Origin of the sequence: Oribacterium sinus (assembly GCF_963553175.1) — a bacterium.
Classification (GTDB): Bacteria; Bacillota; Clostridia; order Lachnospirales; family Lachnospiraceae; genus Oribacterium; species Oribacterium sinus_B.
Genome location: NZ_CAUVME010000002.1, coordinates 95,077 through 117,435, shown reverse-complemented (window position 1 = coordinate 117,435; position 22,359 = coordinate 95,077). Strand labels below are relative to the sequence as shown.

Here is a 22,359-nt window from a genome sequence, read left to right as displayed (position 1 = left end):
CATGGACACACGTAGTGAGAGAAGTTCCTACAGTTACCCAGGAGCAGAGAAGAAAAGCTCTGGAAATGACGCATTACAATGAGTTTGCTTTTCCGGCAGGTCTTTTATACATTGACTGTCTTTCCGATTCGGGTACTACATCCATGACAGACACACAGTGGTCAGCGATGTTCCTTGCAGATGAATCTTACGGAAGAAACAAAGGATATTATGTTCTTTTGGATGCATTTAGAGATGTATGGGAAAGAGGAGACAATCAGAAGAGACTCATCAATTACATCAAAGAAGGTGTAGACAAGGATGATGTTGAAAAAATGATGAATGAAGTGTATCTGGTGGACTATGAGGGCGGATTTATCAATGGCGGTAAGTACCAGCTATCAAGACCTAATACATTTATCGTTCCTCAGGGACGTTGTGCAGAGGCACTTTTGTTCGATGTATTAAAACCATTATTTGCAAAGAGATGGCCGGGTAAAGTCTTCACCATTCCATCAAATGCTCACTTTGATACTACAGAAGGTAATATCAAGCAAATGGGCAATGTACCCAGAAACCTTTTCCATAAGGAAATCTTATTTGAGGTGCCAAAGAGCGGAAAATATGAGAAGAATCCTTTTAAGGGAGATATGGACATTGATAAGCTCAACCAGCTTATTGAGGCTGTAGGCGTAGAGAATGTTCCGCTAATTTATTCTACAGTTACCAATAACTCTGTATGCGGACAGGCTGTTTCCATGAAGAATATCAGAGAGGTTTCCAAGATTGCACACAAGTACAATATTCCATTTGTTATGGACGGTGCAAGATGGGCAGAGAACTGTTACTTCATTAAGATGAATGAAGAGGGCTATGGGGACAAGTCTATCTGTGAAATTGCAAAAGAGATGTTCTCCTACTTTGATGTGGTTTCCGCATCCCTTAAGAAAAATGGACATGCCAATATGGGTGGCGTTTTGGCTTTCCGTGACAAGGGACTTTTCTGGCAGAAGTTCTCAGAGTTCAATGAGGACGGTAGTGTAAAGACAGATATCGGACACCTTTTGAAGGTTCGCCAGATTTCCGCTTATGGAAATGATTCTTATGGCGGAATGTCCGGACATGATATTATGGCGCTTTGCCAGGGTATGTATGAAGAGGCAAGATTTGACTACCAGGACGAAAGAGTAAGACAGTGTCAGTATCTGGCAGACGGTCTTACAGCAAACGGTGTTCCTGTAGTACAGCCTGCAGGAGGACACGGAATTTATATTGATGTTGATAAGTTCTTTAACTATAAGAGAGGCCATGAGAGCTTTGCAGGACAGGCACTTTCTCTGGAGATGATTCACCGTTACGGTATTCGTTGTTCAGAGCTTGGAGATTTCTCTATGGAATATGATCTGAAAACTCCTGAGCAGCAGAAGGAAGTATGTAATGTTGTCCGTCTGGCGATTAACAGAAGTCAGTTTAGCAAGCAGCACATGGACTATATTATTGCAGCACTGACACAGCTTTATAAAGACAGAGATACGGTTCCCAATCTAAAGATTACCTTTGGTCATACATTACCAATGAGACATTTCCATGCATGGGCAGAGCCATATGCTCCATCTAAGGAAGAAATGTGTGATGAAGGAAATTATGGATATTGGGAAAAATAAAGAAAAATAAATGAGATATCGTAGGATATGCCGGCGATACTCATAAAAAAATAAAATATCTTGGCGTCCGGTCTTGTAGAGACCGGACTGCTATCCACAAGAGGGACTTACATTTTTTAGCAAGATGGAGGAAGCTTATGGGTTCAGATAATACCGCTGTAAAGCAGGATGGATTTAACTCACAAATAGGTTTTATTATAGCCTGTGTAGGTTCAGCCGTGGGTATGGGAAACCTGTGGAGATTTCCGGTGCTTGTGTCAGCCTGGGGAGGAATGACCTTTTTAATCCCTTACTTCTTATTTGTTATATTGATAGGCAGTACAGGAGTAGTAGAAGAAATCGCCTTAGGAAGGAGCACAGGGAAAGGTCCTATAGGTGCATTCGGTGCTGCTATGGCGCATGCCGGAAAAAGTAGAAAACTTGGTGAGAGTATAGGAATCATACCCACAATCGGTTCTTTGGCTCTTGCTATAGGATATTCCTGTGTAGTGGGCTGGATTTTTAAATATGTTGTCATGGCATTTACAGGTAAGCTCTTTGGCATGGGCACAAATATGGAAGTCATAGGAGGAACTTTTGGATCTACCGCTACGGCTTTCGGAAACAATATGTGGATTATTATAGCGCTTATTGTAAATTTCGCCATTATGGCATTTGGGGTTGCGGATGGTATAGAAAAAGCAAACAAGTTTATGATGCCACTACTTTTTGTCATGATGATCGGACTTGCTTTTTATATAGGCATACAGCCGGGGGCAGTGAACGGATACAAGTATATCTTTACTGTAAATCCGGAGGGATTAAAGGATGTAAGACTTTGGATATTTGCATTCGGACAGGCATTTTTTTCACTATCTATTGCAGGTAATGGTACAGTGATTTACGGCTCCTATCTCAGCAAGAAAGAAGATATACCTTTCTCTGCAATGAACATAGCTATATTTGATACATGTGCGGCACTGCTTGCAGCACTCGTTATTATCCCGGCTATGGCCACATCCGGTGCAGAGCTTAGTGAAGGTGGCCCGGGACTTATGTTTATCTACCTGGTAAATATCATGAATCAGATGCCCGGTGGTATGATTGTAGGAATTATATTCTTCGTATGTGTTACCTTTGCAGGACTCAGTTCACTTGTGAATCTGTATGAGGCGCCTGTAGCTACATTGCAGCAGCAGTTTAGACTGAGTAGAATACAGTCAGTAGGAATAATTGGTGTACTCGGCGTCGTTGTTGCAGTATTGATACAGGGAATTGTAGGCAGTTGGATGGATGCGGTATCTATCTATATTTGCCCTATTGGTGCGGTACTTGCTTCAGTAATGCTGTTCTTCATATTTGGAAAGCAGTATACAATGGAAGCGGTAAATACAGGTGCAAAGAAGCCTAAAGGAGATACCTGGTTCTTCTTGGGTAAGTATGTTTATACAGGGCTTGCCTTACTTGCACTTATAGCAGGTGCATTCTACGGTGGAATCGGTTAATCAAGCTATAATAGAAAAAGCATGAAAGTATTTTCATAACAAAAAAGGGGCTGTAAAAATCAAAATAGTTTTCTATTTCTTATTTTGATTTTTTTACAGCCACTTGTTTTAAAATCCCTGTTTATGCTTTTCTTTTAATAGCATTTCCCCTACCATTCTACCCGCAGCGCCTCCGGATTGCACTGCTTCGGCAATGCTTTGGGAGGGGGCAAGGCTTTGTCCTGCCGGGAAAAGTCGGGGAGAGCCGGTGTTCTTTTCTTCTTCTATAAGAGCGGAAACAGCAGCATTTTCCTCCGGAGTAAGTGCTCCTACAGCTAAGACTAAAGCTTTACCGATAAAGAAGCAAGAGCCTTCTTTTGTTTTGGCCTTTAAGAGATAGCGGTAAGCGGAAGCTTCGTCTTGGGTATGTGCTATGGACAGTGCTTCTTTCCCTGAAAGAAGATAAATTTCTTCCACCTCTACTCCTACTCTGTGGGGAACCTCATAATTTTCCAGAAAAAGGGAAAAATGGGACAGAAGCTCTTTAGGCTGAACGGCCTTTGAAAAGAGCCCGCTGATTCCTTCCGTGCTTTTTCCTAAACGGCCTCCAAGTCTTTCTTCCTTTTCCAATAAAAGACTGTTTTCAATCCCAAGATCCGCTGCGGCAGAAATGGCGGCTAAGCCGGAACAGCCGCCTCCCACCACCAGCAAATCAGAAAAAAAAGACTCTTCCGCTTTGGGAAGAGTCAAGCTTTCGGAAGTGCGGAAAATCAATTGTGGGCATCTCCCATCATGAATTCAACAACCTTCTTCATGTCCTCCGGCTCATGGACAATCAGTTCCAGCTCCTTGATATAAGCCTTGTCCAACATCTGGGACATCATCAGCATCTGGGAGAGCTTGGACTTCAAGTTAATTCGGTCTCCTTCCGGAGAAACCAACTCTACCTTTCCATGTAAGTCATTCAAGAGCTTAAATAAGCCTTCCACGTTGTTTACGTTTTCGATTTTCATAGAATTCCCTTTCTCTAAGACATGTACTGCGCGTAATGCGATGGTTTCACCTTAGTATAAAGCCGGGAAAAATGCAAGAAGAAATCTTTTGGAGAAAAGAGGAAATTTCTTTGCTGTTTTCTTCACTTAATTTCCGGGAAAATGTCGGATTTCACAAAAGAGGGAAAGAAAATCATTTTTATGGCAAAATGTAAAAAAAATTACTGTGCAAACGGGGAAAAATCGTTAGAATAGAAAGGCGACTGCGAAAACAGAGTAGTAATTGCAAAAAAAGAAAGGAAGAAAAATGGGAGAGGATATAAATAAAGACGAGGACTTCTTGGAGAAGCTGGGGCTTTCCAAAGAAGAGGTAGACCTTTTGGAACATAAATTAAAAGAGCGGGAGGAAAGAAGGAAGGAAGCGGAAAAAAAGGAAAAGCCCATCACGGTGCTATTTCCCAAGGTGGTTTTGGCTTCCGCATCTCCAAGAAGACAGGAGCTGATTCAGCTTCTGGGACTTAAGGCAGAGATTCATCCCAGCGGAATAGCGGAGGATGTAACGGAGGCGGATCCCAGTCTTTTGGTGCAGAAGCTGGCCTTTCAGAAGGCGGAGGATGTGGCAAAGCAGTATCCGAAGGACCATCTTGTGATTGGGGCGGACACAGTGGTATTTTTCGAGGATCGGATTTTGGGAAAACCGAAAAGTGAGGAGGATGCCTACAGGATGCTTTCCACCCTTTCCGGAAGAGCCCATCAGGTCTATACCGGGGTCAGCCTTCATTTTCAGGGGAAGAAAATGGGCTTTTACGAAAAGACAGAGGTGCAGTTCGCAAGACTTACGGAGCGGGAAATTTGGGATTATATCGAAAGCAAAGAGCCTATGGATAAGGCGGGAGCTTACGGGATTCAGGGGCGTTTTGCCCCCTTTGTAAAGGGCATTACAGGGGACTATTACAATGTGATGGGCCTGCCCCTTGCCAGACTCTATCAGGCCTTGAAGTTTTTAGGAGCGGAAGGAGAGGCACTGTAAGGGAAAATTTTGGCTGAAGCTTCTGTAGACAGGAGCCCCCCGGAATGGAAGGACAAAAGATTTCAGGAAAATGTGTTCTTTTCGGAAGCTAAGGAGAAGGCTTTCGAGAGAATAAAAAGAAATGCGTAGCAGTAGAAAGGAACTAGAAAATGAGTAGTGAAAAGCAAAAACGAAGTAAGTTCAGCTCCCGCCTGGGCTTTGTCTTATCCGCCGCAGGCTCTGCGGTGGGCTTGGGAAATATTTGGAGATTCCCTTATTTGGCGGCGAAATACGGAGGGGGAATCTTCCTTTTGGTTTACCTTCTTCTGATGCTTACCTTTGGTTACACCATGATTATTGCGGAAAGCGCCATCGGAAGAATGACCAGAAAGAGCCCCGTGGGAGCTTATGCCCACTTTGGAAAGGACTGGATGTTCAAGGCGGGAGGCTGGATTAATGCTATTATCCCCATCCTGATTGTACCCTATTATTCCGTCATCGGCGGTTGGGTATGCAAATATCTCTTCGGCTATATCCAGGGAGAAACGGAAGCCATGGCCACGGCCGAGTACTTTACGGCATTTATCGGAAATGGAGTAAAGACGGAGTTTTGGTTTTTGATTTTCACCTTGCTGGTACTTTGGGTTATCTTTATGGGTGTGGAAAATGGAATCGAAAAGGTGTCCACCTTTATGATGCCGATTCTGGTGATTCTGGCAATTCTGCTTTCTATTTATGCCATCACCAGAAAGGGCGCATTTGCCGGAGTAAAATACTTCTTAGTTCCCAATATCAAGAACTTTTCCTGGATGACGGTGGTTTCCGCCATGGGACAGATGTTCTACTCTCTCTCCATTGCCATGGGAATCCTGATTACCTTCGGCTCCTATATGAAGTCCGACTTGTCTATTGAAGAATCCACCAGCCATGTGGAGATTTTTGACACGGCCATTGCGGTTTTGGCAGGACTGATGATTATTCCTGCGGTTTTCGCCTTTTCCAACGGAGACCCCTCCGTATTAAAGGCAGGCCCTTCTCTTATGTTTATTACTATGCCGAAAATCTTTGCCAGCATGGGCTTTGGTCGAGTAGTGGGGATTCTCTTTTTTGCCTTAGTTTTCTTTGCGGCACTGACCTCCGCTATCGCTTTGGCGGAAAGTGCGGTTTCCACCTTCCAGGATGAACTGAAGTGGAGTAGAAGAAGATCCACAGTGGTTTTACTGCTGATTATGGTGGCTTTAGGAACCCTCAGTGCTTTAAGCTATGGGCCTTTATCTTTTGTGACCATTTTGAAAAATATGCCCTTCCTGGATTTCTTTGACTTCCTGACCAACTCCGTGATGATGCCCATTGCGGCTATGGCTACCTGTCTTTTGGTGGTGCGGGTAATCGGTGTAGAGGGTATTGCGGCGGAAGTTATGCGAAAGGATGCTCCCTTTAAAAGAAAGACGGTATTTAATTTCATGATCAAATACCTTTGCCCCTTCTTTGTGGCGATTATTCTGTTCAGTTCTGTAGCCGGTGTACTGGGATGGATTAAGTTCTAAAAGTATCGAAGCAAAGTATCGAAGCAAAGTATCGAACTAAAGTGTCGAAACAATGCGTCGAAACATGCTCTAAAAGCGTAAAAAATATTCCTTGCAAAGTTTTCGGCAGAGGAGTATTCTTAGTATCGTAAAAATGAATGTTCTTCAGGGCGGGGTGTAAGTCCCCACTGGCGGTACAGTCCGCGACCTGCGAAAGCAGTTGAACCGGTGAAACTCCGGTACCAACAGTATAGTCTGGATGGAAGAAGACGAGCGTTGTGCTTTCTGCCCTGTACTTTTTGTACAGGGCTTTTTCTATTTTCAAAGGTGCTTTCCAAGAGGATTCCTTTGAAAATACAAAAAAGAAGGAAAATGCCCGGTCCTAAAGCCTTTCGAAAAGAACCACCGGAAGAATGCAGTTTGCAGAAAATGCAAAGAAAGAGAGGACAGCAATGAAAGCAGAAAGTCAGGGAAGAATGGTGAGCAGTGTGAAGAAGAGTAGTGTGGGATTTTTGGCGGTAACAGGAATATTATCCGCTATAGCGTATATTTTGATGTGGATTGAGTTTCCTATTCCTTTTTTAATGCCTCCCTTTATCAAGTTTGATTTTTCGGATTTCCCGGCTTTGATTGCAGCCTTTGCCTTGGGGCCTGTTTCCGGCATTTTGGTGGAGCTTATCAAAAATATTCTTCACAGCTTTAGCTCCGGTTCCTTCGGCGTGGGAGAACTTTCCAACTTTATCCTTGGGGCAAGCTTTGCGGGTACCGCAGGATTTATTTATCAGAGAAATAAGACGAAGAAGGGTGCAATTATTGCCTCCGTTGTTGGTGCAGTGGTTATGGCGGCTATTTCCTACCCCTCCAACCTTTTGGTGGTTTATCCCTTCTACTACAATTTTATGCCGAAAGAGGTAGTGCTTTCTGCTTATGAGTTGATTCTTCCCTCCATTGGCAGCATTGAAAAGGCTTTGCTTATCTTTAACGTGCCCTTTACCTTTGTGAAAGGCATGATTGATGTAGCTCTTTGCCTTCTACTGTATAAAGGAGTATCTCCTTTCCTGCATAAGTTAAATGGAGAGGGATAATCCGGGAGTCCTTCTTCCCCCTGTACTTCCTGAAGTCCTCGCCATTTCCCCCTTGCGTTCAAGGCAATATTTTGTACAATAAGAGGGAGACAGAGAGAGGTGTCGGATGAACAGAGAAGAATTTGATGACGAGTATTACCAGCAGAAAATGATGGAACACCGTATTCGGATGGAGAAGCGGAGAGAGAAAAGAAAGAAGGAGAAGCGCCTGCATATCCTGCTCTTTTTTCTTCTGCTTCTTTTGTTGTTCCTGGCTTTTATCGGGGTGCGTTATGCCCTGCCCTATGTGCAACAGCAGGGAGGTATTTCCTTTGGGAAGAAGGTCTCTGAAAGCACGATTGCCAAGAATCGCCCGGTGGTAAAGCTTGGGGAAGGGGAAACGGAAGAGAAGGGCGATGTAGTAGAGGCAAGTGAAACTCCGGCTCTTTCGGAAAAGGATGAGGCCTTAAAGACGGCGGAGCTTCAGGCGAAGCAGTATGATTATGACAGTGCCATCGCCACCTTAAATGCTTTGAACCTGTCTTCCGATACGGAGATTTCCGCGAAGATTTCTCAGTATGAAGAGGAGAAGGGCAAGCTGGTTCCCGCCAATATGGATGATATCACCCACATTTTCTTCCATATCCTGATTGTGGACCCGACCAGAGCTCTGACGGACACCCATCAGGGAAAGCAGTTCAATTCCGTAATGACCACCATTCCGGAGTTTGAGGAAATCATCAAGGAAATGTACGATCGAGGTTACGTGATGGTGCATATGCATGATTTGGCGGAAATGCAGGAACAGCCGGACGGAACGAAGAAAATGGTGAAGAAGCAGATTATGCTTCCGGAGGGCAAGAAGCCCTTTGTCATGTCCCAGGACGATGTGAACTACTATGTTTACATGGAAGGACACGGCTTTGCGGACAAGATGGTTTTGGATGAAAATGGAAAGCCTAAAAACCAGTATACCGATAAGGACGGAAATGTTACCATTGGGGATTATGACCTGGTGCCGATTTTGGATAAGTTCGTGGAGGAGCATCCGGATTTTGCCTACCATGGCCATAAGGCGGTGATTGCTTTTACCGGCTATAACGGCGTCCTTGGCTATAGAACCGATGAGACCTTTGATCCCAATTCTCCGGCATTAGACCCGAAGAACAGGGCAAACCCCAATATTGAAGAGGATAAGGAAACTGTTAAGAAGATTACCAAGGCCATGAAAGAAGACGGTTATGAATTTGCCTCCCACTCCTGGGGACATATCAATTTCGGTACCAGAGATCTGGCTTCCATTTCCAAGGATACGGATCGTTGGGAGAGAAACGTGGAGCCTCTTCTGCCGGATCCCTGTGAGATTCTGCTTTACCCCTTTGGAGATGATATCGGGGACTGGCATCCCTATCAGAAGGGAAAGGAAGACGGAAAATATGATTTGCTGGAGGCGGCAGGCTTTCATTATTTCTGTAACGTGGATTCCGCAAAGGTTTGGATGCAGTACGGAGATGATTTTGTCCGGCAGGGAAGAAGAAATCTGGACGGCTATCGCCTGTATGAATCCTACAGCGGCGCGGCGGATAGACTTTCCGACTTGATTGACGTGAAGAAGGTCTTTGATACCAGAAGACCTACCCCTGTAACCTGGGAATAAAGAAGCATTTGGAGAGGAAGAAAATGAACCGGAAACTAGACACCGAAGAGGTACGACATTTATTTGAGGGAATGCAGCAGCTGGAAACCACGGAAGAGTATTTTCGTTTTTTCGAAGACCTCTGTACCATCAATGAGCTTTTGGCCATGGCCCAGCGTTATGAAGTGGCCAAGCTCTTGCAAGAGGGGAAGACCTATATCGACATTGCGAAGGCTACCGGAGCCTCCACCGCAACCATTTCCAGAGTCAACCGTTCTTTACATTATGGAGAAGACGGCTACGCGGTAGCCTTTGAGAGGATAGCCAAAAAGGAAGAGGAAAAATAAAAGGAACAGCTTTAAACAATCAAAAAGCTTCTCGACGATATAGCAAAGAAGGCCATAAAAATAGCTTTGCCGGCTATAACATTGGAACACGGGGTAGTCTGAGCCCGTCGGTTCTTGGCTTTTGTTTTTAAAAAAGCTTAGAACCGCTAAGGAGGTGCTATTTATAAGAATAGCACCTCCTGTACTTAGACCAACTTCCGAAGGAATTTGCTTTGCGAAGCAAAGTGAGCAGTGGTTAACAGAAACCACTGCTCAGTCAAGGCGAGGCTAGCGGGAGCGTGCCCCGGTTGCAATGTTATAGGACGGCAAAGCATTTAGCGTCTTGTATCTTTTATTTCTTTTTCCTCTTCCTTTTCTTTTGGCTCTCCTCCATGCGGTCTACAATCTTCTCCATTAATTGTTTCTTGAGGTAGACATCAAAGGCCAGGAGACTTAGGAAGGAAAAGCTTTGGAGCTGTTCCCGTTCCTGTTCCTCCAAGTCAGCAAAGGCGGGATCCTGTTCAGAAAAGGAGCTGTTGGCGGTTTGAAACTTTTTCTCTAAATCCTCCACTAAGCTTTGCATTTCTCCATTGGCAAAGGAGAAGATTTCTTCGTAAATATCGGTGAGCCTGGGTTTACTATGGAGAGAAAAATAATTTTCCGCTAAGGGATCCACCACGGTACGGATGTCGGAAAGACTCAACATACTCTTATAATAGTAGATTAAAAGCAGAATCAGCATGTGATTTTTGTTGTAGCGCTTTCCAACAGGAGGAGGCAGAATCTTATTTTTGGCATAATTATTAATCATGGTTTTGGTAAGCGCTTTGTCCTCCGGATGACGCTTCATGGAGGCCAGATGTTCCTCCATAAATCCGGTCACCTGATCCATGTATAGCTCCAGAGAGGGCAGGCTTCCCGCATGCACATGATGTAAACTTTTAAGATATTCGGTTAATTCATTTAAATATTGTTCGTCCATAAAAACAAGTATAGCATAGCGAAGTAGAATTACAAGAATTTAGCAGTGGCTATAAGGGGAAAATGGTACTATCCTTAAGCAAGGTAGCGCTAAAGCTGCAAAGGAAAAAATAAGAGGGTATAGGGTATATATGACCTAAGGAAAAGAAAGGAAAGCCATGGAGCTGAAAAATATATTAAATAAAGAACAGTATGAGGCCGCCACCCATGGAGAGGGGCCTCTCTTAATTTTGGCGGGGGCAGGCTCGGGAAAAACCAGAGTGCTGACCCACAGAATCGCCTACCTGATTTTGGAAAAAGGGGTATCTCCCTATCAGATTCTAGCGATTACCTTCACCAATAAGGCGGCCCAGGAAATGCGGGACAGGGTCAATCAGCTTCTGCCGGAGCGGCAGGGAGAAATCTGGGTTTCCACCTTCCACAGCATGTGTCTTCGGATTTTACGAAGAGAAATCGGAAATCTGGGCTATGACTCCGACTTTTCCATCTATGACACGGATGATCAGAAAACCGTGATGCGGCAGGTCTTTAAGGAATTGCAGATAGATAGCAAGATGCTGAAGGAAAGATTGGTGCTTTCCGCCCTGTCCCAGGTGAAGAATCAGGGGCGAACCGTATCCGACTATCTTTTGGAGGATCCGGAGGATTTTCTGGATGGGAAGATTCGTGCCTGCATCCGACTGTACGAAGAAAAGCTAAAGCAAAACAATGCCTTGGACTTTGACGACCTGCTTTTACGCTGTAAGGAGCTTTTTGAGAAGTTTCCGGCAGTTTTAGAGAAGTATCAGGAGCGTTTTCGTTATATTCTGGTGGACGAGTATCAGGATACCAATGATGTGCAGTTCCATTTGGTTTATCTCCTTGCTAAGAAGTATCAAAATATCTGCGTGGTGGGAGACGATGACCAGAGTATTTACCGTTTCCGGGGTGCCAATGTGGAAAACATCCTCTCCTTTGAATCTCATTTTCCAAACTGCAAGGTGGTGAAACTGGAACAAAACTACCGCTCCACCGCTCCTATTCTGGACTTGGCAAATGTGGTCATTGCGGAAAATCAGCACAGAAAGCAAAAGAAGCTTTGGACTGCGGAGAAGGAGGGCTTGAAGGTCAGCTTTCAGGAATATGAAAGTGCCAAGGAAGAGGCGGCGGCTGTTATCCGAGGCATTCGGGATGCCGGCTGGAGCTATAAGGACCAGGCGGTACTGTACCGCACCAACGCCCAGTCCCGTCTACTGGAGGAGCAGTGTATTCATTGGAATATTCCCTACCAGATTGTGGGGGGCGTGAACTTCTACCAAAGAAAGGAAATCAAGGACATCCTTTCCTATATGAAGATTTTGGTGAATAAAAAGGATGATGTGGCTCTTCGGAGAATTATCAACGTGCCCAAACGAGGCATCGGAGAAGCCAGCCTTTTAAAGCTACAACAGTACGGGGAAAGTCTTGGAGGCTTTTCTTTGGTGGAATCCCTTCCCTTTGCCAAGGCGGCGGGACTATCCGGAAAAGCCTTAAGCATGGTGGGAAGCTTCCAGGAAATGCTGGAGGGTTGGAAGGATGTGGAATTAAGCGCCCTTATTGACCGCATTTTACAGGACACGGAATACGAAAAAGACCTTCAGGCAGAGGGGGCCATAGAGGCAGAAAGCCGTATGGAAAACATTCAGGAGTTACAGGGAAAGCTTCAGTCCTATATCGAGGAAAATGGGGATGAGGGCAGTCTTTCCGCCTTTTTGGAAGAGGTGTCTCTCCTTTCCGACTTGGATAGAAGTGACTTAACGGAAGACAAAATCACCCTGATGACCTTACATGGAGCCAAAGGTCTGGAGTTTCCGGTGGTCTATCTGGTAGGCTTAAATGAAGGCCTCTTCCCCAGTGCCCAGTCCATGTTTACTCCCGAGGAACGGGAGGAAGAGCGAAGACTCTTTTACGTGGGAATCACCAGGGCGGAAAAGGAACTGTATTTAACCGCAGGAAGAGACCGGGTGGTCCATGGACAGTATCAGTCCATGCTGGTCAGTTCCTTTGTGGATGATGTGCCGGAAGAGCATTTGGAGAAGAAGTATCTCTATCGGAAAAAGCCCAGTGAGGAAGATATTTTCATGGAAAAAACAGGCCGTTCCGGCTATAGCTCTTACTTACAGCAGGCGAATCAGTCTATCAAAGCTTATATGGGACAGTCAGATTCCTACGGCTCATCCGGTTCCTATGGTTCTTCCGGTTCCTACGGCTCTACCGGTGCCTATGGTTCATCAGGGCGTTCATCCTCTAATCTATATGGCAGCGCAGGATATTCTTCTTCCAAAAAGCCTTTGGATCTTCAAGCCTATCAGCAGGCCGGCATTATCCAAAAGGGCATTTCCGGCATGAGCTCCGGAAGCCTGGATTATCAGGTAGGAGACCGGGTCAGCCATACGAAATTCGGAGAGGGTGAAGTTTTGGCCATAGAAGAGGATAAGAAGGACAAGCTGGTAACGGTGCTTTTTGACACCGCAGGACAGAAGAAGATGCTGGCAGGCTTCGCCAAGCTGAAAAAGCTGTAGTTTAGCAAATAGAGGCTGTAAAAATCAAAATATAAATACTCTTTATGTAGTATAGGTCTGAAATAGGAGTAATCTGAGTTTATGCCCCATTTCAGCCCTATATTGCATAGGAAATCTTTTTGATTTTAACAGCCTCTTTTTTCTTGTCTAAAATTTTATCTTATTACGCAAGGATATAAACCATATCCTCCCAGCTCTCTCCGCCCCAGGTGGAGGGGGATTTACCCAAATGCTCATAGCCGAAACCGCTGTAGAAAGGAACAAAGTGGGTATGGCAGGTGAGAAAAATCTTCTCTGTACCCCGCTCTTCCTCCATGTCGATATAGCGGTTCATAATCTGGCTGGCGAGCCCTTTTCCTTGATATTCCGGTCGAACCTCCAGACCTAAAAGAAAGCAATGCTTTGCTCCTTTTTCCTGTAAGGAGGCATTTTGAAAAAATTCATCTAAAAAGACTTCAGAACCGGAGTGAATACCGCTCATATAACCAGCAATCTTTTTATTCACTTGATCAAAGGCAATCAAAAAATCTTCCGGTATTTTCTCAACACGGTCTTTGACCTCTTCATAGCTACAGGCTTCATTTTCCGAAAAACATATCTTTTCTATCGCTGCTAATTCTCGGATATCCTCTTCAGTAGCCGCCCGAAAAAGATACCGCTCCTGCTTATACATAGGTCTCCTTTCTAAAATGATAAATTTTATTATTTTATATCATAGCAGAGATTCATAGGAAAGGCAAATAAGAGGGGAACTATTTCTAAGGATTCAAACACAGGCTTTGTAATTACTGTTTATGCTATAAGAGAATTTTATAATCGCTTTTATATTAGTTGATTATGTATAAGTTTTTGCTAAAAAATTGTCTGAATTCCTGAAAAATATATGTAAGATTGACATTCTTTGTGGAGTAGAATAAAGTTACTGTGAAACAAAAAATTAGTTTATTACAGATATATGAAACAAAAGTACATACGAAAGGAAGTGAGCGCTTCGTGCAACAATCTGTTATTCCGGAGATTAAATCATTATATCCTCAGATGAATGAAGCAATGCAAAAAATAGCAGATTATCTCATTGATACAGAAGATAAGAAGTGTGTGGAGAGAGCTAGTGAATTAGCTCGTAGGAGTGGAGTCAGTACAGCTTCTGTCAGTAGATTTGTAAAAATGATGGGGTACAAAGAATTCCGTGACTTTCGTCTAAAGATTGTGATGGAAAAGCAAGAGGAGAATAGGCAGGAGGAAAATGAACTAAATTATAATGGTGAGCCTATTACTGGAGATGCTCATTCTATCTGTAAAACTATTTTCTCAAAAAGTGTTAGAGAACTGGAAGAGACTTGGGGAATTCTGGACTTTGATACTATGCAGACAGTGGCAGATTTGATTCATGAGGCAAGAAGAATTGTAGTCATCGGCGTGGGTCGATCAAAAGTCACTATGGAGGCACTGTACTCTAGGCTTTATCGCATTGGATACCCGATTATGATGTTTAGTGATGCCCACGAGATTGTAAATATTACATCCATTATGGAAAAAAAAGATATTTTGATATGCGTGAGTAATTTTGGGCAGAGTAAATCAGTGGTTGAGGGAGCAAGAAGAGCGAAAAAAAGAGGTATTCAAGTGGTGGGAATCAGTAGTATTAAAGAGTCTCCACTAGCGAAAATTTCGGATTACACCTTATTTAGTGCATATGATTATAATAATGCGCAGGATGGGAACCTATTTGATCCGTCCAGTGAAAATTTGGCACAGCTTGTTATTGTGGATTGCCTTTATATGCTCATTGCTCATAAGAATAAAAGAAAAAATATCACTTACTTTAAGACATTTTCGAATGAGATTCATACAGAGCATATTAAATAATTAATGAAATGTTTAGAGGAAAAAGAGTAGGAGGAAAAAATGAATCGTTTACATAATACGCTGGAAAAAGCGGTAGAAGAAATGATTGATGGATATGTAGAAACCTACCCCAATCTTTTTGAACGGATAGAAGGACAAAAAGTTCTATTGTATAAAGATAGAAAGAATGGTGTATCTATTTTAATTGGAGCAGGGGCAGGTAATGAGCCTTGGCCGATTGGATATGTGGGAAAAGGACTGGCTGATGCTTGCGTTTTAGGGGATATTTTTACTGCACCGGCAGCAGGCAGTATTCTTAAAACGATTCGTGCGCTTTCTCATGATGAAGGAGTACTGTGCATTGCAACAAATCATGCAGGGGATGTTCTAAATTTTGAGTTGGTAAGTGAGCTTGCAGAGTTGGAGGGAATTAAGACACGACAGATTTATGTTTCGGATGATGTGGATTCATCAGAAGAAAGAGAGGAGAGAAGAGGTATTGCCGGTGTTACATTGGTATTGAAAATACTCTCTGCGGCCAGAAATGCGGGACTTAGTTTAGAAGAACTAGTGTCTTTGGGAGAGAGAATAAATGATAATCTTTCCACGGCAAGTGTAACCACTTCTCCGGCTTTTGTTTTCGAAAATGGAAAACAAGCTTATGATTTACCGGATGGTTTTGTAGAGTACGGTATGGGATTTAACGGAGAATTAGGAAAAGAAAGAACAAATTTGCCAAGTGCGGATTCTTTAATAGAGAAGCTCATTGAACCTTTACTGATTGATTTGCAGCTAAAAGAAGGAGATGAGATTGCTGTTTTTCTGAATGTATTTCAGGCAACAACTACCTTGGAAGAATGCATCCTCTTATATAGTCTCCAGAATGCTTTGAAGAGGAAGAAAATAAAAGTATTTGATACTTTTGCGCAATCACTTTTCCCCACACAAGGAGCAGGGGGACTCTCTCTTAGCTTTTTGAAAATGCAAGAGGAATATAGAGGATTTTATAAAAAAGAAGCGTATTCGCCGTTGTTTTACAAAAGAGAAATGGAATGAACTTGGTGAGCATCATATACAGAGTTCAGGGTGTTCAAACTTAATGTGGAAGAAAAGATGTAGAAGGTGAAGACAGTATGAAGGAAGTTAGTGCTGATCAAGTAAAAAGAATGATGGAGAGGGTTGCTCAGAAAGTGGTGGAGTCAGAGCCGTACCTTACAGAGATTGACTTGAAAATAGGTGATGGAGACCATGGAACAGGTATGAAAAGAGGCTTTTTGGCTGTTCAGAAAATGTTGCTTGATTTGAAAGTTGATTCCTGTGAAGGGGTTTTTCGAGCAGTGGGTACTTGCCTTTTAGACACTATGGGCGGAGCTTCAGGCGTTTTATTTGGAACGGTTTTTATATCGGGAATTGTAAAAAGAGAGGAACGAAACAGTTTCAAATTAAGTGATTTTGCAGAGATTTTTTCTACTTCATTAACTTCACTAAAAAAGAGAGGGAAGGCTAAAGTAGGAGATAAGACAATGGTGGATGCTTTGGAACCGGCAGTTCTTGCTCTGGAAGAGGGGGCAAAGGAAGGATTGGATCTTATAGAGGGCTTTCAAAGAGCTGCTTTAGCTGCAGAAAAAGGGATGGAGTACACGAAAACGATAAAAGCACGTTTTGGAAGAGCAAAGTATTTTGGAGATAAGGCCATCGGGCTGCAGGATGCAGGAGCTACATCAGTGTACATTATTTTCCAAGCTATGTCTGATTTTTTAAAGGGGGAGAAAAATTGATTCTTACAGTTAGTTTAAACCCTTGTATTGATAGAACAATAGAGATTGAGAAGTTCCTTTATGGAGGAACAAATAAGGTTTTGAAAACAAGGGAAGATATTTCGGGAAAAGGAATTAATGTCAGTATAGCGTTACAAAATCTTGGTGTTAGCAATAAAGCGACCGGTTTTTCTTTTTCGGAAGATGAGGCCAGATTGAGACGCTTTTTTGAACGTATTCATTGTCCTTATCACTTTCACACAGTTCAAGGAAGTCTTCGTGTAAATGTAAAGATTTTCGACACAGAAAAGCGTGTAATGAGTGAGTTTAATGATAAGGGACAAGAAGTTACTGAAGCCGATGTGTCTGCTTTCTTCTCTTTGATGGAAAAAGAGTGGGAAGGGACGGATATCTTAGTTGTGGATGGCTCCGTACCACCAGGGGTTCCAAGGAGTATTTATAAGGAATTAATACTTTTAGCAAAGGAAAAAGGGATAAAAACAGTCTTAGATGCTACTGGAGATTTACTAGTTTTGGCATTAGAGGCACAGCCGTATTTTGTGAAACCGAATCGGGAAGAGTTGGAAGCTTTTTATGGAAAGGCATTTAAAGATACCAAAGAAATGATTAGCTTTGGCAAGAGCTTACTACAGAAAGGCATACATTATCTTTGTATTTCATTGGGAGAGGAGGGAGCTTTATTTCTCACAGCAGAAAAGTGCTATCAGGCAAAACCGGTAAAGATTCTTGTACAGGGAGTGCAGGGGGCTGGGGATTCCATGGTGGCAGGAGCTTGTTTGGCGATGAAGAAAGGCCTTTCGGATGAAGATATTTTTAGATATGCGGTAGCTTGTGCAACAGGATCTTTACTACATCCGGGTACTCAGTTGTGCGAAAAAGAAGATTTGGAAGCAATGTTACAAAAGGTTGAAATTATCAATTTAGAAGAATAGAAAGGGGAAAAATATGGCTTTGGTAAGTTCTAAGGAAATTTTGATGAAAGCGCAGCAAGAGGGCTATGCAGTCGGTGCTTTTAATGCGGAGAACATGGAGATGGTTCAGGCAATTGTAGCAGCGGCAGAGGAATTATCTTCTCCGGTAATTATTCAGACAACTCCGGGAAGCTTGCAATATGCAGATACAGATATGTTTTTTGGAATGGTAAACGCAGAAGCAAAAAAGGCGAAAGTGCCGGTGGCTTTACATCTGGATCATGGAAACAGTGCAGAGCTTTGTGCGAAAGCGATTTTATCCGGTTACACCTCTATCATGATTGATGGTTCTAAGCTGGCTTTTTCTGAAAATGTAGCTCTTACGAAGAAAGTGGTTGAGTTTGCACATGCTATGGGAGTGCCGGTTGAAGGAGAATTAGGAACGGTAGGAGGAAAAGAAGACACACATGAAGTAAAAGACAGTGAAAAGTCCTATACCGATCCTGAAGAAGCAAAGGAATTTGCAGAGCAAACAGGTGTGGATTTCCTTGCAGTTGGTATTGGAAATGCTCATGGATTTTATAAAGGAGTACCAAAGTTACGATTTGATATTTTGGAAAAAACCAAAAGTCTGGTAAGTATTCCTATTGTTCTACATGGTGCGTCAGGAATTCCTGATGAAGATGTAAAGAAATCAACAGGCCTTGGTATTTGCAAAGTGAACTTTGCAACCGAATTAAGAGATGCCTTTACCAAGGGGGTAAAAGAGTACCTTGAGAAGAATCCGGAAGTATTTGATCCAAAGAAATATAATGGAGCAGGTAGAGAAAAAGTTAAGGAACTTATTAAGCATAAGATGCATGTATTGAATAGTGTCCATAAGGCATAAAAACTTAGATAAGAATTTGGAATACGTGAAACAATGTTTTATTTTTCTCAATAATGGACAAATTTTAACTCGAATCAAAACGGGTAAGCAATCACGCAGACCTCGTTCTGAATATTTACTTACTTATCTTTAAAGGAGGAAAAAGTGATGAAAAAAGGTATTTCATTGGTACTCGCAGCTTTAATGGCTGTATCTCTTGTGGCTTGTGGAGGTGGCAGTGCTGCAAAGAGCACAACTGCTGCAGCATCAGAGCAAACAGAAAAACAGACAGAGAAAGCCGGAGAGACGGAGGCTAAGAAGGAAGAGACTAAAGGAGAAGCAAAGACCATCGGTGTAAGCTTACTGAACAGTACCCACGTGTTCTATAATAGTATCCAGACTGCTATGGAAGAGCAAGCAAAGGAATATGGATGGACTTTAGATGTACAAGATGCTGCAGGAGATGCAAATAAGCAGCTTGGTCAGGTACAGGATTTTATTACCAAGAAAGTAGATGCTATTGTTATTGCACCAACTAACTCTGCAGGATCCAAGTCTATGATTGAGCTTGCTGAAAAGGCTGGAATTCCGGTATTTACTATGGATATCGCTTCTGATGGAAAGCCGGTTACTCACGTTGCTACAGATAACAAGAAGGGTGGACAGCTTGCTGCTGAGTATGTGGTAAATAATATCCTTACCGAAAAAAAGGGTAATGCAGCAGTAATTACTTATTCTGAAATCGAAAGCTGTGTAGATAGAGAGACCGGATTTACAGATTATTTAAAGGAGAATGCTCCGGATATCAAAGTAGTTGATGTGCAGAACTATTCCGGTGACCAGCAGAAGGCTGCAGATGTAATGCAGAACATGCTTTTAAAGAATGATAATATCGATGTTGTTTTCTGTGTAGGAGATCCTGCAGCTATTGGTGCTCTTTCCTCTATCACAGCAGCCAATGCAGCAACCAAGATTATCGGTTATGACGGAAATCCAGAAGGTGTTGCAGAAATCAAGAAGGGTGGAAACTGGGGTGCAGATGTTGCACAGGACCCTGCAGGAATTGGTAAGACCACTCTTGAGGCTATTAAGAAGCATTTAGAGGGTGAGAAGGTAGATTCCGAGATTTTGATTGCGCCTTATATTATTGATGCAAAGAATGCAAAGTAATAAAAAGATAGGTTAAGAGGAAGGCGTCCCACTTTTTGGACGCCTTTTTCTATAATATGGAGCATATTATGATGGAAGAAAGAAAAGAGACTTTAGTAGAATTAAAGCATATTCATAAGGAATTTCCCGGCGTGAAAGTCTTAGAGGATATTTCTGTTGCTTTTTATCCTGGGGAAGTACATGTTCTTTTGGGAGAAAATGGTGCAGGAAAATCCACAATTATTAAAATCATTTCCGGTATTTATCAACCTGATAAAGGGGAAGTTTTGATAGAGGGACAGCCCGGGGCAAAAAATATTCGAGAAGCGCAGCAGAGAGGAATCAGTGTTATTCATCAAGAGCTTAGCGTTATTGAGGATTTAAAAGTTTATGAAAATGTTTTTCTGGGAAGAGAAGAGAAAAAATCCGGATTTTTAAACAAAGAAAAAATGATTGCGGAATGTAAAAGGATTTTGGATGAAATGGATGTGGCGATTGATCCACGCTCACCGGTATATAAGCTTAGTAATGGAGAAAAGCAAATGGTAGAGATTGCCAGAGCTGTTTCTCAGAATAGTAAGTTAGTAATTATGGATGAGCCTACCAGTTCGCTTTCTGACCACGAGGTACAGTCTCTTTTTCGAGTTATACGTCAATTAAAGAAAGATAATGTTGCAGTAATTTATATTTCTCATCGTCTAAAGGAAATTCTGGAGATGGGAGATATGCTTACCGTACTTCGAGATGGTATGAAGATTGCTACAGTACCGGTTTCAACAGTAACTGAACAGAAGATGGTAGAAATGATGGTGGGAAGAGAAATTTCCCAATTTTATTACAAAGCCAAAGCTCCGGAAAATAAAGAATTGGTTTTGGAGGTGAAGAACCTATGCTCTAAAAATCATTTTAAAAATGTTTCATTTCAACTATATAAAGGAGAAGTTCTTGGGGTAGCCGGACTTATCGGTGCAGGAAGAACTGAATTAATGAGGGCGATTTTTGGAGCTGATTCCTATGATAGTGGAGAGGTATTTTTGTATGGAGAAAGTTTAAAGGGATTACAGCCTAAGGAAATTATTAAAAAAGGTATGGGATTAATTCCCGAAGATAGAAGAGGCCAGGGACTTTTACTGGAAAAGACAGTTCGGGAAAATACCAGTTTGGCATCTTTAAAAGAGAATAGTCATAGTGGTTTTATTGATTTTTCGTGGGAAAAGCGAGAAGCAATTTCCTACATAGACAAGTTACGGATTAAGACTCCTTCAGATTCAGCAATCATTAAAAATCTTTCAGGAGGAAATCAACAGAAGGTAGTAATAGCAAAGTGGCTTTTAGCAAAGTCTAAGATTCTTATTATGGATGAGCCTACCAGGGGAATAGACGTTAATGCTAAAGCGGAAATATATGAGCTTATGAAGAATTTTGTCGAGGAAGGTGGCAGCATTATCCTCGTTTCTTCAGAATTACCAGAGGTATTAGGATGTTCTAATCGCATTATGGTAATGCGAGAGGGATATGTAACCGGTTTTCTGGATAGTGCAGAAGCGACAGAAGAAAATGTCATGCTTTTTGCCAGCAAAGGAAATGAGGAGGTTGTTTATGAATAAGAAAAATGGTGGTATATCAAAAGTCCTAAAAGGAGAAAATACCATGCTCCTTTTTGCGGTAGCGCTGTTTGCAGTGTGTCTTCTTTTTGTCCCTCGATTTGCGACAGGGGGAAATATCAAGAATATCTTGATTCAGATTTCAATCAATGCACTTATTGCCTGTGGCATGACCTTTACTATACTTTCAGATGGTATTGACCTTTCTGTTGGTTCGGTAGCGGCTATAGCAGGGGTAGCAGGAGCGTCTTTAATCAAAACTATGCCAAATGCATCTGTTCCGATGTCCATTCTGATTATATTACTAACTTCCTTAGTAATAGGTACTGTGTGTGGTGCTCTTAATGGATTTTGTATTGCAAAGTTGAATGTTCCTCCCTTTATTGCAACTATGGCGATGATGAATGTAGCAAGAGGTTTAGCCTATGTTTTTACAGATGCAAAGCCGGTTTTTGGCTTGCCGGAAAGTTTTGGATTTATCGGTTTAAGAGAACTTGGTATTATTCCTGTATCAGTTATTTTAATGGTTTTTATTATTTTTCTAAGTTATATTATTTTAACAAAGACTTGCTATGGAAGATATATTTATGCTGTAGGTAGTAATAAAGAGGTAGCTAAGCTGACGGGAATTAATGTAGATCAAGTCCGTTTTTCGGTCTATGTGATTTCCGGAATTCTTTCAGCATTAGCAGGGCTGGTGTTAGCCTCCAAGTTACAGAATGGACAGGCCACGGCAGCAGTAGGCTATGAGTTAAATGCCATTGCAGCAGTAGCAATGGGTGGTACTAGCATGTCCGGTGGACGAGGAGGAATTCCTCAGACAGTTATTGGTCTTATCGTTATCGGAATTATTAATAATGCGTTAAGTTTACTTGGGGTTTCGGCATATTGGCAGACGGTGGCAATGGGCGTTATTATTCTGATTGCAGTAGTCATTGATCAGGCTAGAAAATAATTCACTAAAGCGGCGGAATGAGTTTTAGAAGAATAAAAAAATAGGGGAAGTACTAAACGATGTGTT

The 22,359-nt window shown here is 42.4% G+C and carries 20 protein-coding genes and 1 riboswitch; of the genes, 16 read left to right on the top strand and 4 right to left on the bottom strand.

Annotation, left to right across the window (positions count from 1 at the left end; translation table 11 throughout):
• Window positions 1-1,643: tryptophanase (locus RYO92_RS01040; protein WP_315369190.1), on the top strand; the 1,643-nt coding region annotated here is incomplete at its 5' end.
• Between the two features lie 137 nt (window positions 1,644-1,780).
• The gene (locus RYO92_RS01035; protein WP_315369189.1) at window positions 1,781-3,127 is read left to right on the top strand and encodes a sodium-dependent transporter; all 1,347 of its coding nucleotides are present in this window, start codon (window positions 1,781-1,783) and stop codon (window positions 3,125-3,127) included.
• 108 nt (window positions 3,128-3,235) lie between these two features.
• On the opposite strand, the gene RYO92_RS01030 is transcribed toward RYO92_RS01035, so the two are convergent.
• Together RYO92_RS01030 and RYO92_RS01025 are read right to left on the bottom strand one after the other, a co-directional pair.
• Window positions 3,236-3,880, bottom strand: coding sequence for an NAD(P)-binding protein (locus RYO92_RS01030; RefSeq protein WP_315369188.1), 645 nt, complete (start codon window positions 3,878-3,880; stop codon window positions 3,236-3,238).
• Entirely contained in the window at window positions 3,877-4,119 is a 243-nt protein-coding gene (locus RYO92_RS01025; protein WP_007157491.1) for a hypothetical protein, read from the bottom strand. Before RYO92_RS01025 ends, RYO92_RS01030 begins: the two co-directional genes overlap by 4 nt.
• Window positions 4,120-4,405: 286 nt before the next feature.
• On the opposite strand from RYO92_RS01025, the gene RYO92_RS01020 reads away from it, so the two are divergent.
• From RYO92_RS01020 to RYO92_RS01000, 5 genes are all read left to right on the top strand, one after another.
• Window positions 4,406-5,128: a Maf family protein gene (locus RYO92_RS01020; protein ID WP_315369187.1), complete on the top strand. Its 723-nt coding sequence runs from the start codon at window positions 4,406-4,408 to the stop codon at window positions 5,126-5,128.
• Window positions 5,129-5,277: 149 nt separating this feature from the next.
• Window positions 5,278-6,654: a sodium-dependent transporter gene (locus RYO92_RS01015; protein WP_315369186.1), complete on the top strand. Its 1,377-nt coding sequence runs from the start codon at window positions 5,278-5,280 to the stop codon at window positions 6,652-6,654.
• Between the two features lie 136 nt (window positions 6,655-6,790).
• A riboswitch (FMN riboswitch) is annotated at window positions 6,791-6,908 on the top strand.
• A 177-nt stretch (window positions 6,909-7,085) separates the two neighbouring features.
• Window positions 7,086-7,718: a Gx transporter family protein gene (locus RYO92_RS01010; RefSeq protein WP_315369185.1), complete on the top strand. Its 633-nt coding sequence runs from the start codon at window positions 7,086-7,088 to the stop codon at window positions 7,716-7,718.
• Between the two features lie 106 nt (window positions 7,719-7,824).
• Entirely contained in the window at window positions 7,825-9,354 is a 1,530-nt protein-coding gene (locus tag RYO92_RS01005) for a polysaccharide deacetylase family protein (protein ID WP_315369184.1), read from the top strand.
• Between the two features lie 23 nt (window positions 9,355-9,377).
• Entirely contained in the window at window positions 9,378-9,680 is a 303-nt protein-coding gene (locus RYO92_RS01000; protein WP_007157484.1) for a YerC/YecD family TrpR-related protein, read from the top strand.
• A gap of 331 nt (window positions 9,681-10,011) precedes the next feature.
• Here RYO92_RS01000 and RYO92_RS00995 read toward each other — a convergent pair whose 3' ends face one another.
• On the bottom strand, window positions 10,012-10,641 hold the full coding sequence (locus RYO92_RS00995) for a DUF1836 domain-containing protein (RefSeq protein ID WP_315369183.1): 630 nt from the start codon (window positions 10,639-10,641) through the stop codon (window positions 10,012-10,014).
• A gap of 157 nt (window positions 10,642-10,798) precedes the next feature.
• Between RYO92_RS00995 and RYO92_RS00990 the strand changes: the two genes are divergently transcribed.
• Window positions 10,799-13,180, top strand: a complete 2,382-nt coding sequence (locus RYO92_RS00990; protein ID WP_315369182.1) for an ATP-dependent helicase — start codon at window positions 10,799-10,801, stop codon at window positions 13,178-13,180.
• 163 nt (window positions 13,181-13,343) lie between these two features.
• Here RYO92_RS00990 and RYO92_RS00985 read toward each other — a convergent pair whose 3' ends face one another.
• Window positions 13,344-13,853 (bottom strand): GNAT family N-acetyltransferase, encoded by a 510-nt coding sequence (locus tag RYO92_RS00985; protein WP_007157481.1) that lies wholly within the window; start codon window positions 13,851-13,853, stop codon window positions 13,344-13,346.
• A 251-nt stretch (window positions 13,854-14,104) separates the two neighbouring features.
• On the opposite strand from RYO92_RS00985, the gene RYO92_RS00980 reads away from it, so the two are divergent.
• From RYO92_RS00980 to RYO92_RS00945, 8 genes are all read left to right on the top strand, one after another.
• The gene (locus RYO92_RS00980; RefSeq protein WP_315369181.1) at window positions 14,105-15,049 is read left to right on the top strand and encodes a MurR/RpiR family transcriptional regulator; all 945 of its coding nucleotides are present in this window, start codon (window positions 14,105-14,107) and stop codon (window positions 15,047-15,049) included.
• A 39-nt stretch (window positions 15,050-15,088) separates the two neighbouring features.
• Window positions 15,089-16,084, top strand: a complete 996-nt coding sequence (locus RYO92_RS00975) for a dihydroxyacetone kinase subunit DhaK (RefSeq protein ID WP_308579006.1) — start codon at window positions 15,089-15,091, stop codon at window positions 16,082-16,084.
• Between the two features lie 77 nt (window positions 16,085-16,161).
• Complete coding sequence (gene dhaL, locus RYO92_RS00970) at window positions 16,162-16,806, top strand: dihydroxyacetone kinase subunit DhaL (RefSeq protein ID WP_007157478.1); 645 nt, start codon at window positions 16,162-16,164, stop codon at window positions 16,804-16,806.
• Window positions 16,803-17,738 carry a 1-phosphofructokinase gene (gene pfkB, locus RYO92_RS00965; RefSeq protein WP_308579005.1) on the top strand — a complete coding sequence of 312 codons (936 nt, stop codon included), beginning with the start codon at window positions 16,803-16,805 and terminating at the stop codon, window positions 17,736-17,738. Before dhaL ends, pfkB begins: the two co-directional genes overlap by 4 nt.
• 13 nt (window positions 17,739-17,751) lie before the next feature.
• Complete coding sequence (gene fba, locus RYO92_RS00960) at window positions 17,752-18,606, top strand: class II fructose-1,6-bisphosphate aldolase (RefSeq protein WP_183684718.1); 855 nt, start codon at window positions 17,752-17,754, stop codon at window positions 18,604-18,606.
• Window positions 18,607-18,753: 147 nt separating this feature from the next.
• Window positions 18,754-19,755 (top strand): substrate-binding domain-containing protein, encoded by a 1,002-nt coding sequence (locus RYO92_RS00955; RefSeq protein ID WP_315369180.1) that lies wholly within the window; start codon window positions 18,754-18,756, stop codon window positions 19,753-19,755.
• Window positions 19,756-19,823: 68 nt separating this feature from the next.
• The gene (locus RYO92_RS00950; protein ID WP_183684720.1) at window positions 19,824-21,341 is read left to right on the top strand and encodes a sugar ABC transporter ATP-binding protein; all 1,518 of its coding nucleotides are present in this window, start codon (window positions 19,824-19,826) and stop codon (window positions 21,339-21,341) included.
• Complete coding sequence (locus tag RYO92_RS00945; RefSeq protein WP_007157473.1) at window positions 21,334-22,293, top strand: ABC transporter permease; 960 nt, start codon at window positions 21,334-21,336, stop codon at window positions 22,291-22,293. The genes RYO92_RS00950 and RYO92_RS00945 overlap by 8 nt, the downstream gene beginning before the upstream one ends.
• Window positions 22,294-22,359 lie beyond the last annotated feature (66 nt).

Excerpts from the sequence above, each read along its gene's own strand:
- RYO92_RS01035 (WP_315369189.1), top strand. The coding sequence starts at position 1,781 with ATGGGTTCAGATAATACCGCTGTAAAGCAGGATGGATTTAACTCACAA.
- RYO92_RS01025 (WP_007157491.1), bottom strand. The coding sequence starts at position 4,119 with ATGAAAATCGAAAACGTAAACAACGTGGAAGGCTTATTTAAGCTCTTG.
- RYO92_RS01020 (WP_315369187.1), top strand. The coding sequence starts at position 4,406 with ATGGGAGAGGATATAAATAAAGACGAGGACTTCTTGGAGAAGCTGGGG.
- RYO92_RS01015 (WP_315369186.1), top strand. The coding sequence starts at position 5,278 with ATGAGTAGTGAAAAGCAAAAACGAAGTAAGTTCAGCTCCCGCCTGGGC.
- RYO92_RS01010 (WP_315369185.1), top strand. The coding sequence starts at position 7,086 with ATGAAAGCAGAAAGTCAGGGAAGAATGGTGAGCAGTGTGAAGAAGAGT.
- RYO92_RS01005 (WP_315369184.1), top strand. The coding sequence starts at position 7,825 with ATGAACAGAGAAGAATTTGATGACGAGTATTACCAGCAGAAAATGATG.
- RYO92_RS01000 (WP_007157484.1), top strand. The coding sequence starts at position 9,378 with ATGAACCGGAAACTAGACACCGAAGAGGTACGACATTTATTTGAGGGA.
- RYO92_RS00995 (WP_315369183.1), bottom strand. The coding sequence starts at position 10,641 with ATGGACGAACAATATTTAAATGAATTAACCGAATATCTTAAAAGTTTA.
- RYO92_RS00990 (WP_315369182.1), top strand. The coding sequence starts at position 10,799 with ATGGAGCTGAAAAATATATTAAATAAAGAACAGTATGAGGCCGCCACC.
- RYO92_RS00985 (WP_007157481.1), bottom strand. The coding sequence starts at position 13,853 with ATGTATAAGCAGGAGCGGTATCTTTTTCGGGCGGCTACTGAAGAGGAT.
- RYO92_RS00975 (WP_308579006.1), top strand. The coding sequence starts at position 15,089 with ATGAATCGTTTACATAATACGCTGGAAAAAGCGGTAGAAGAAATGATT.
- dhaL (WP_007157478.1), top strand. The coding sequence starts at position 16,162 with ATGAAGGAAGTTAGTGCTGATCAAGTAAAAAGAATGATGGAGAGGGTT.
- fba (WP_183684718.1), top strand. The coding sequence starts at position 17,752 with ATGGCTTTGGTAAGTTCTAAGGAAATTTTGATGAAAGCGCAGCAAGAG.
- RYO92_RS00955 (WP_315369180.1), top strand. The coding sequence starts at position 18,754 with ATGAAAAAAGGTATTTCATTGGTACTCGCAGCTTTAATGGCTGTATCT.
- RYO92_RS00950 (WP_183684720.1), top strand. The coding sequence starts at position 19,824 with ATGATGGAAGAAAGAAAAGAGACTTTAGTAGAATTAAAGCATATTCAT.
- RYO92_RS00945 (WP_007157473.1), top strand. The coding sequence starts at position 21,334 with ATGAATAAGAAAAATGGTGGTATATCAAAAGTCCTAAAAGGAGAAAAT.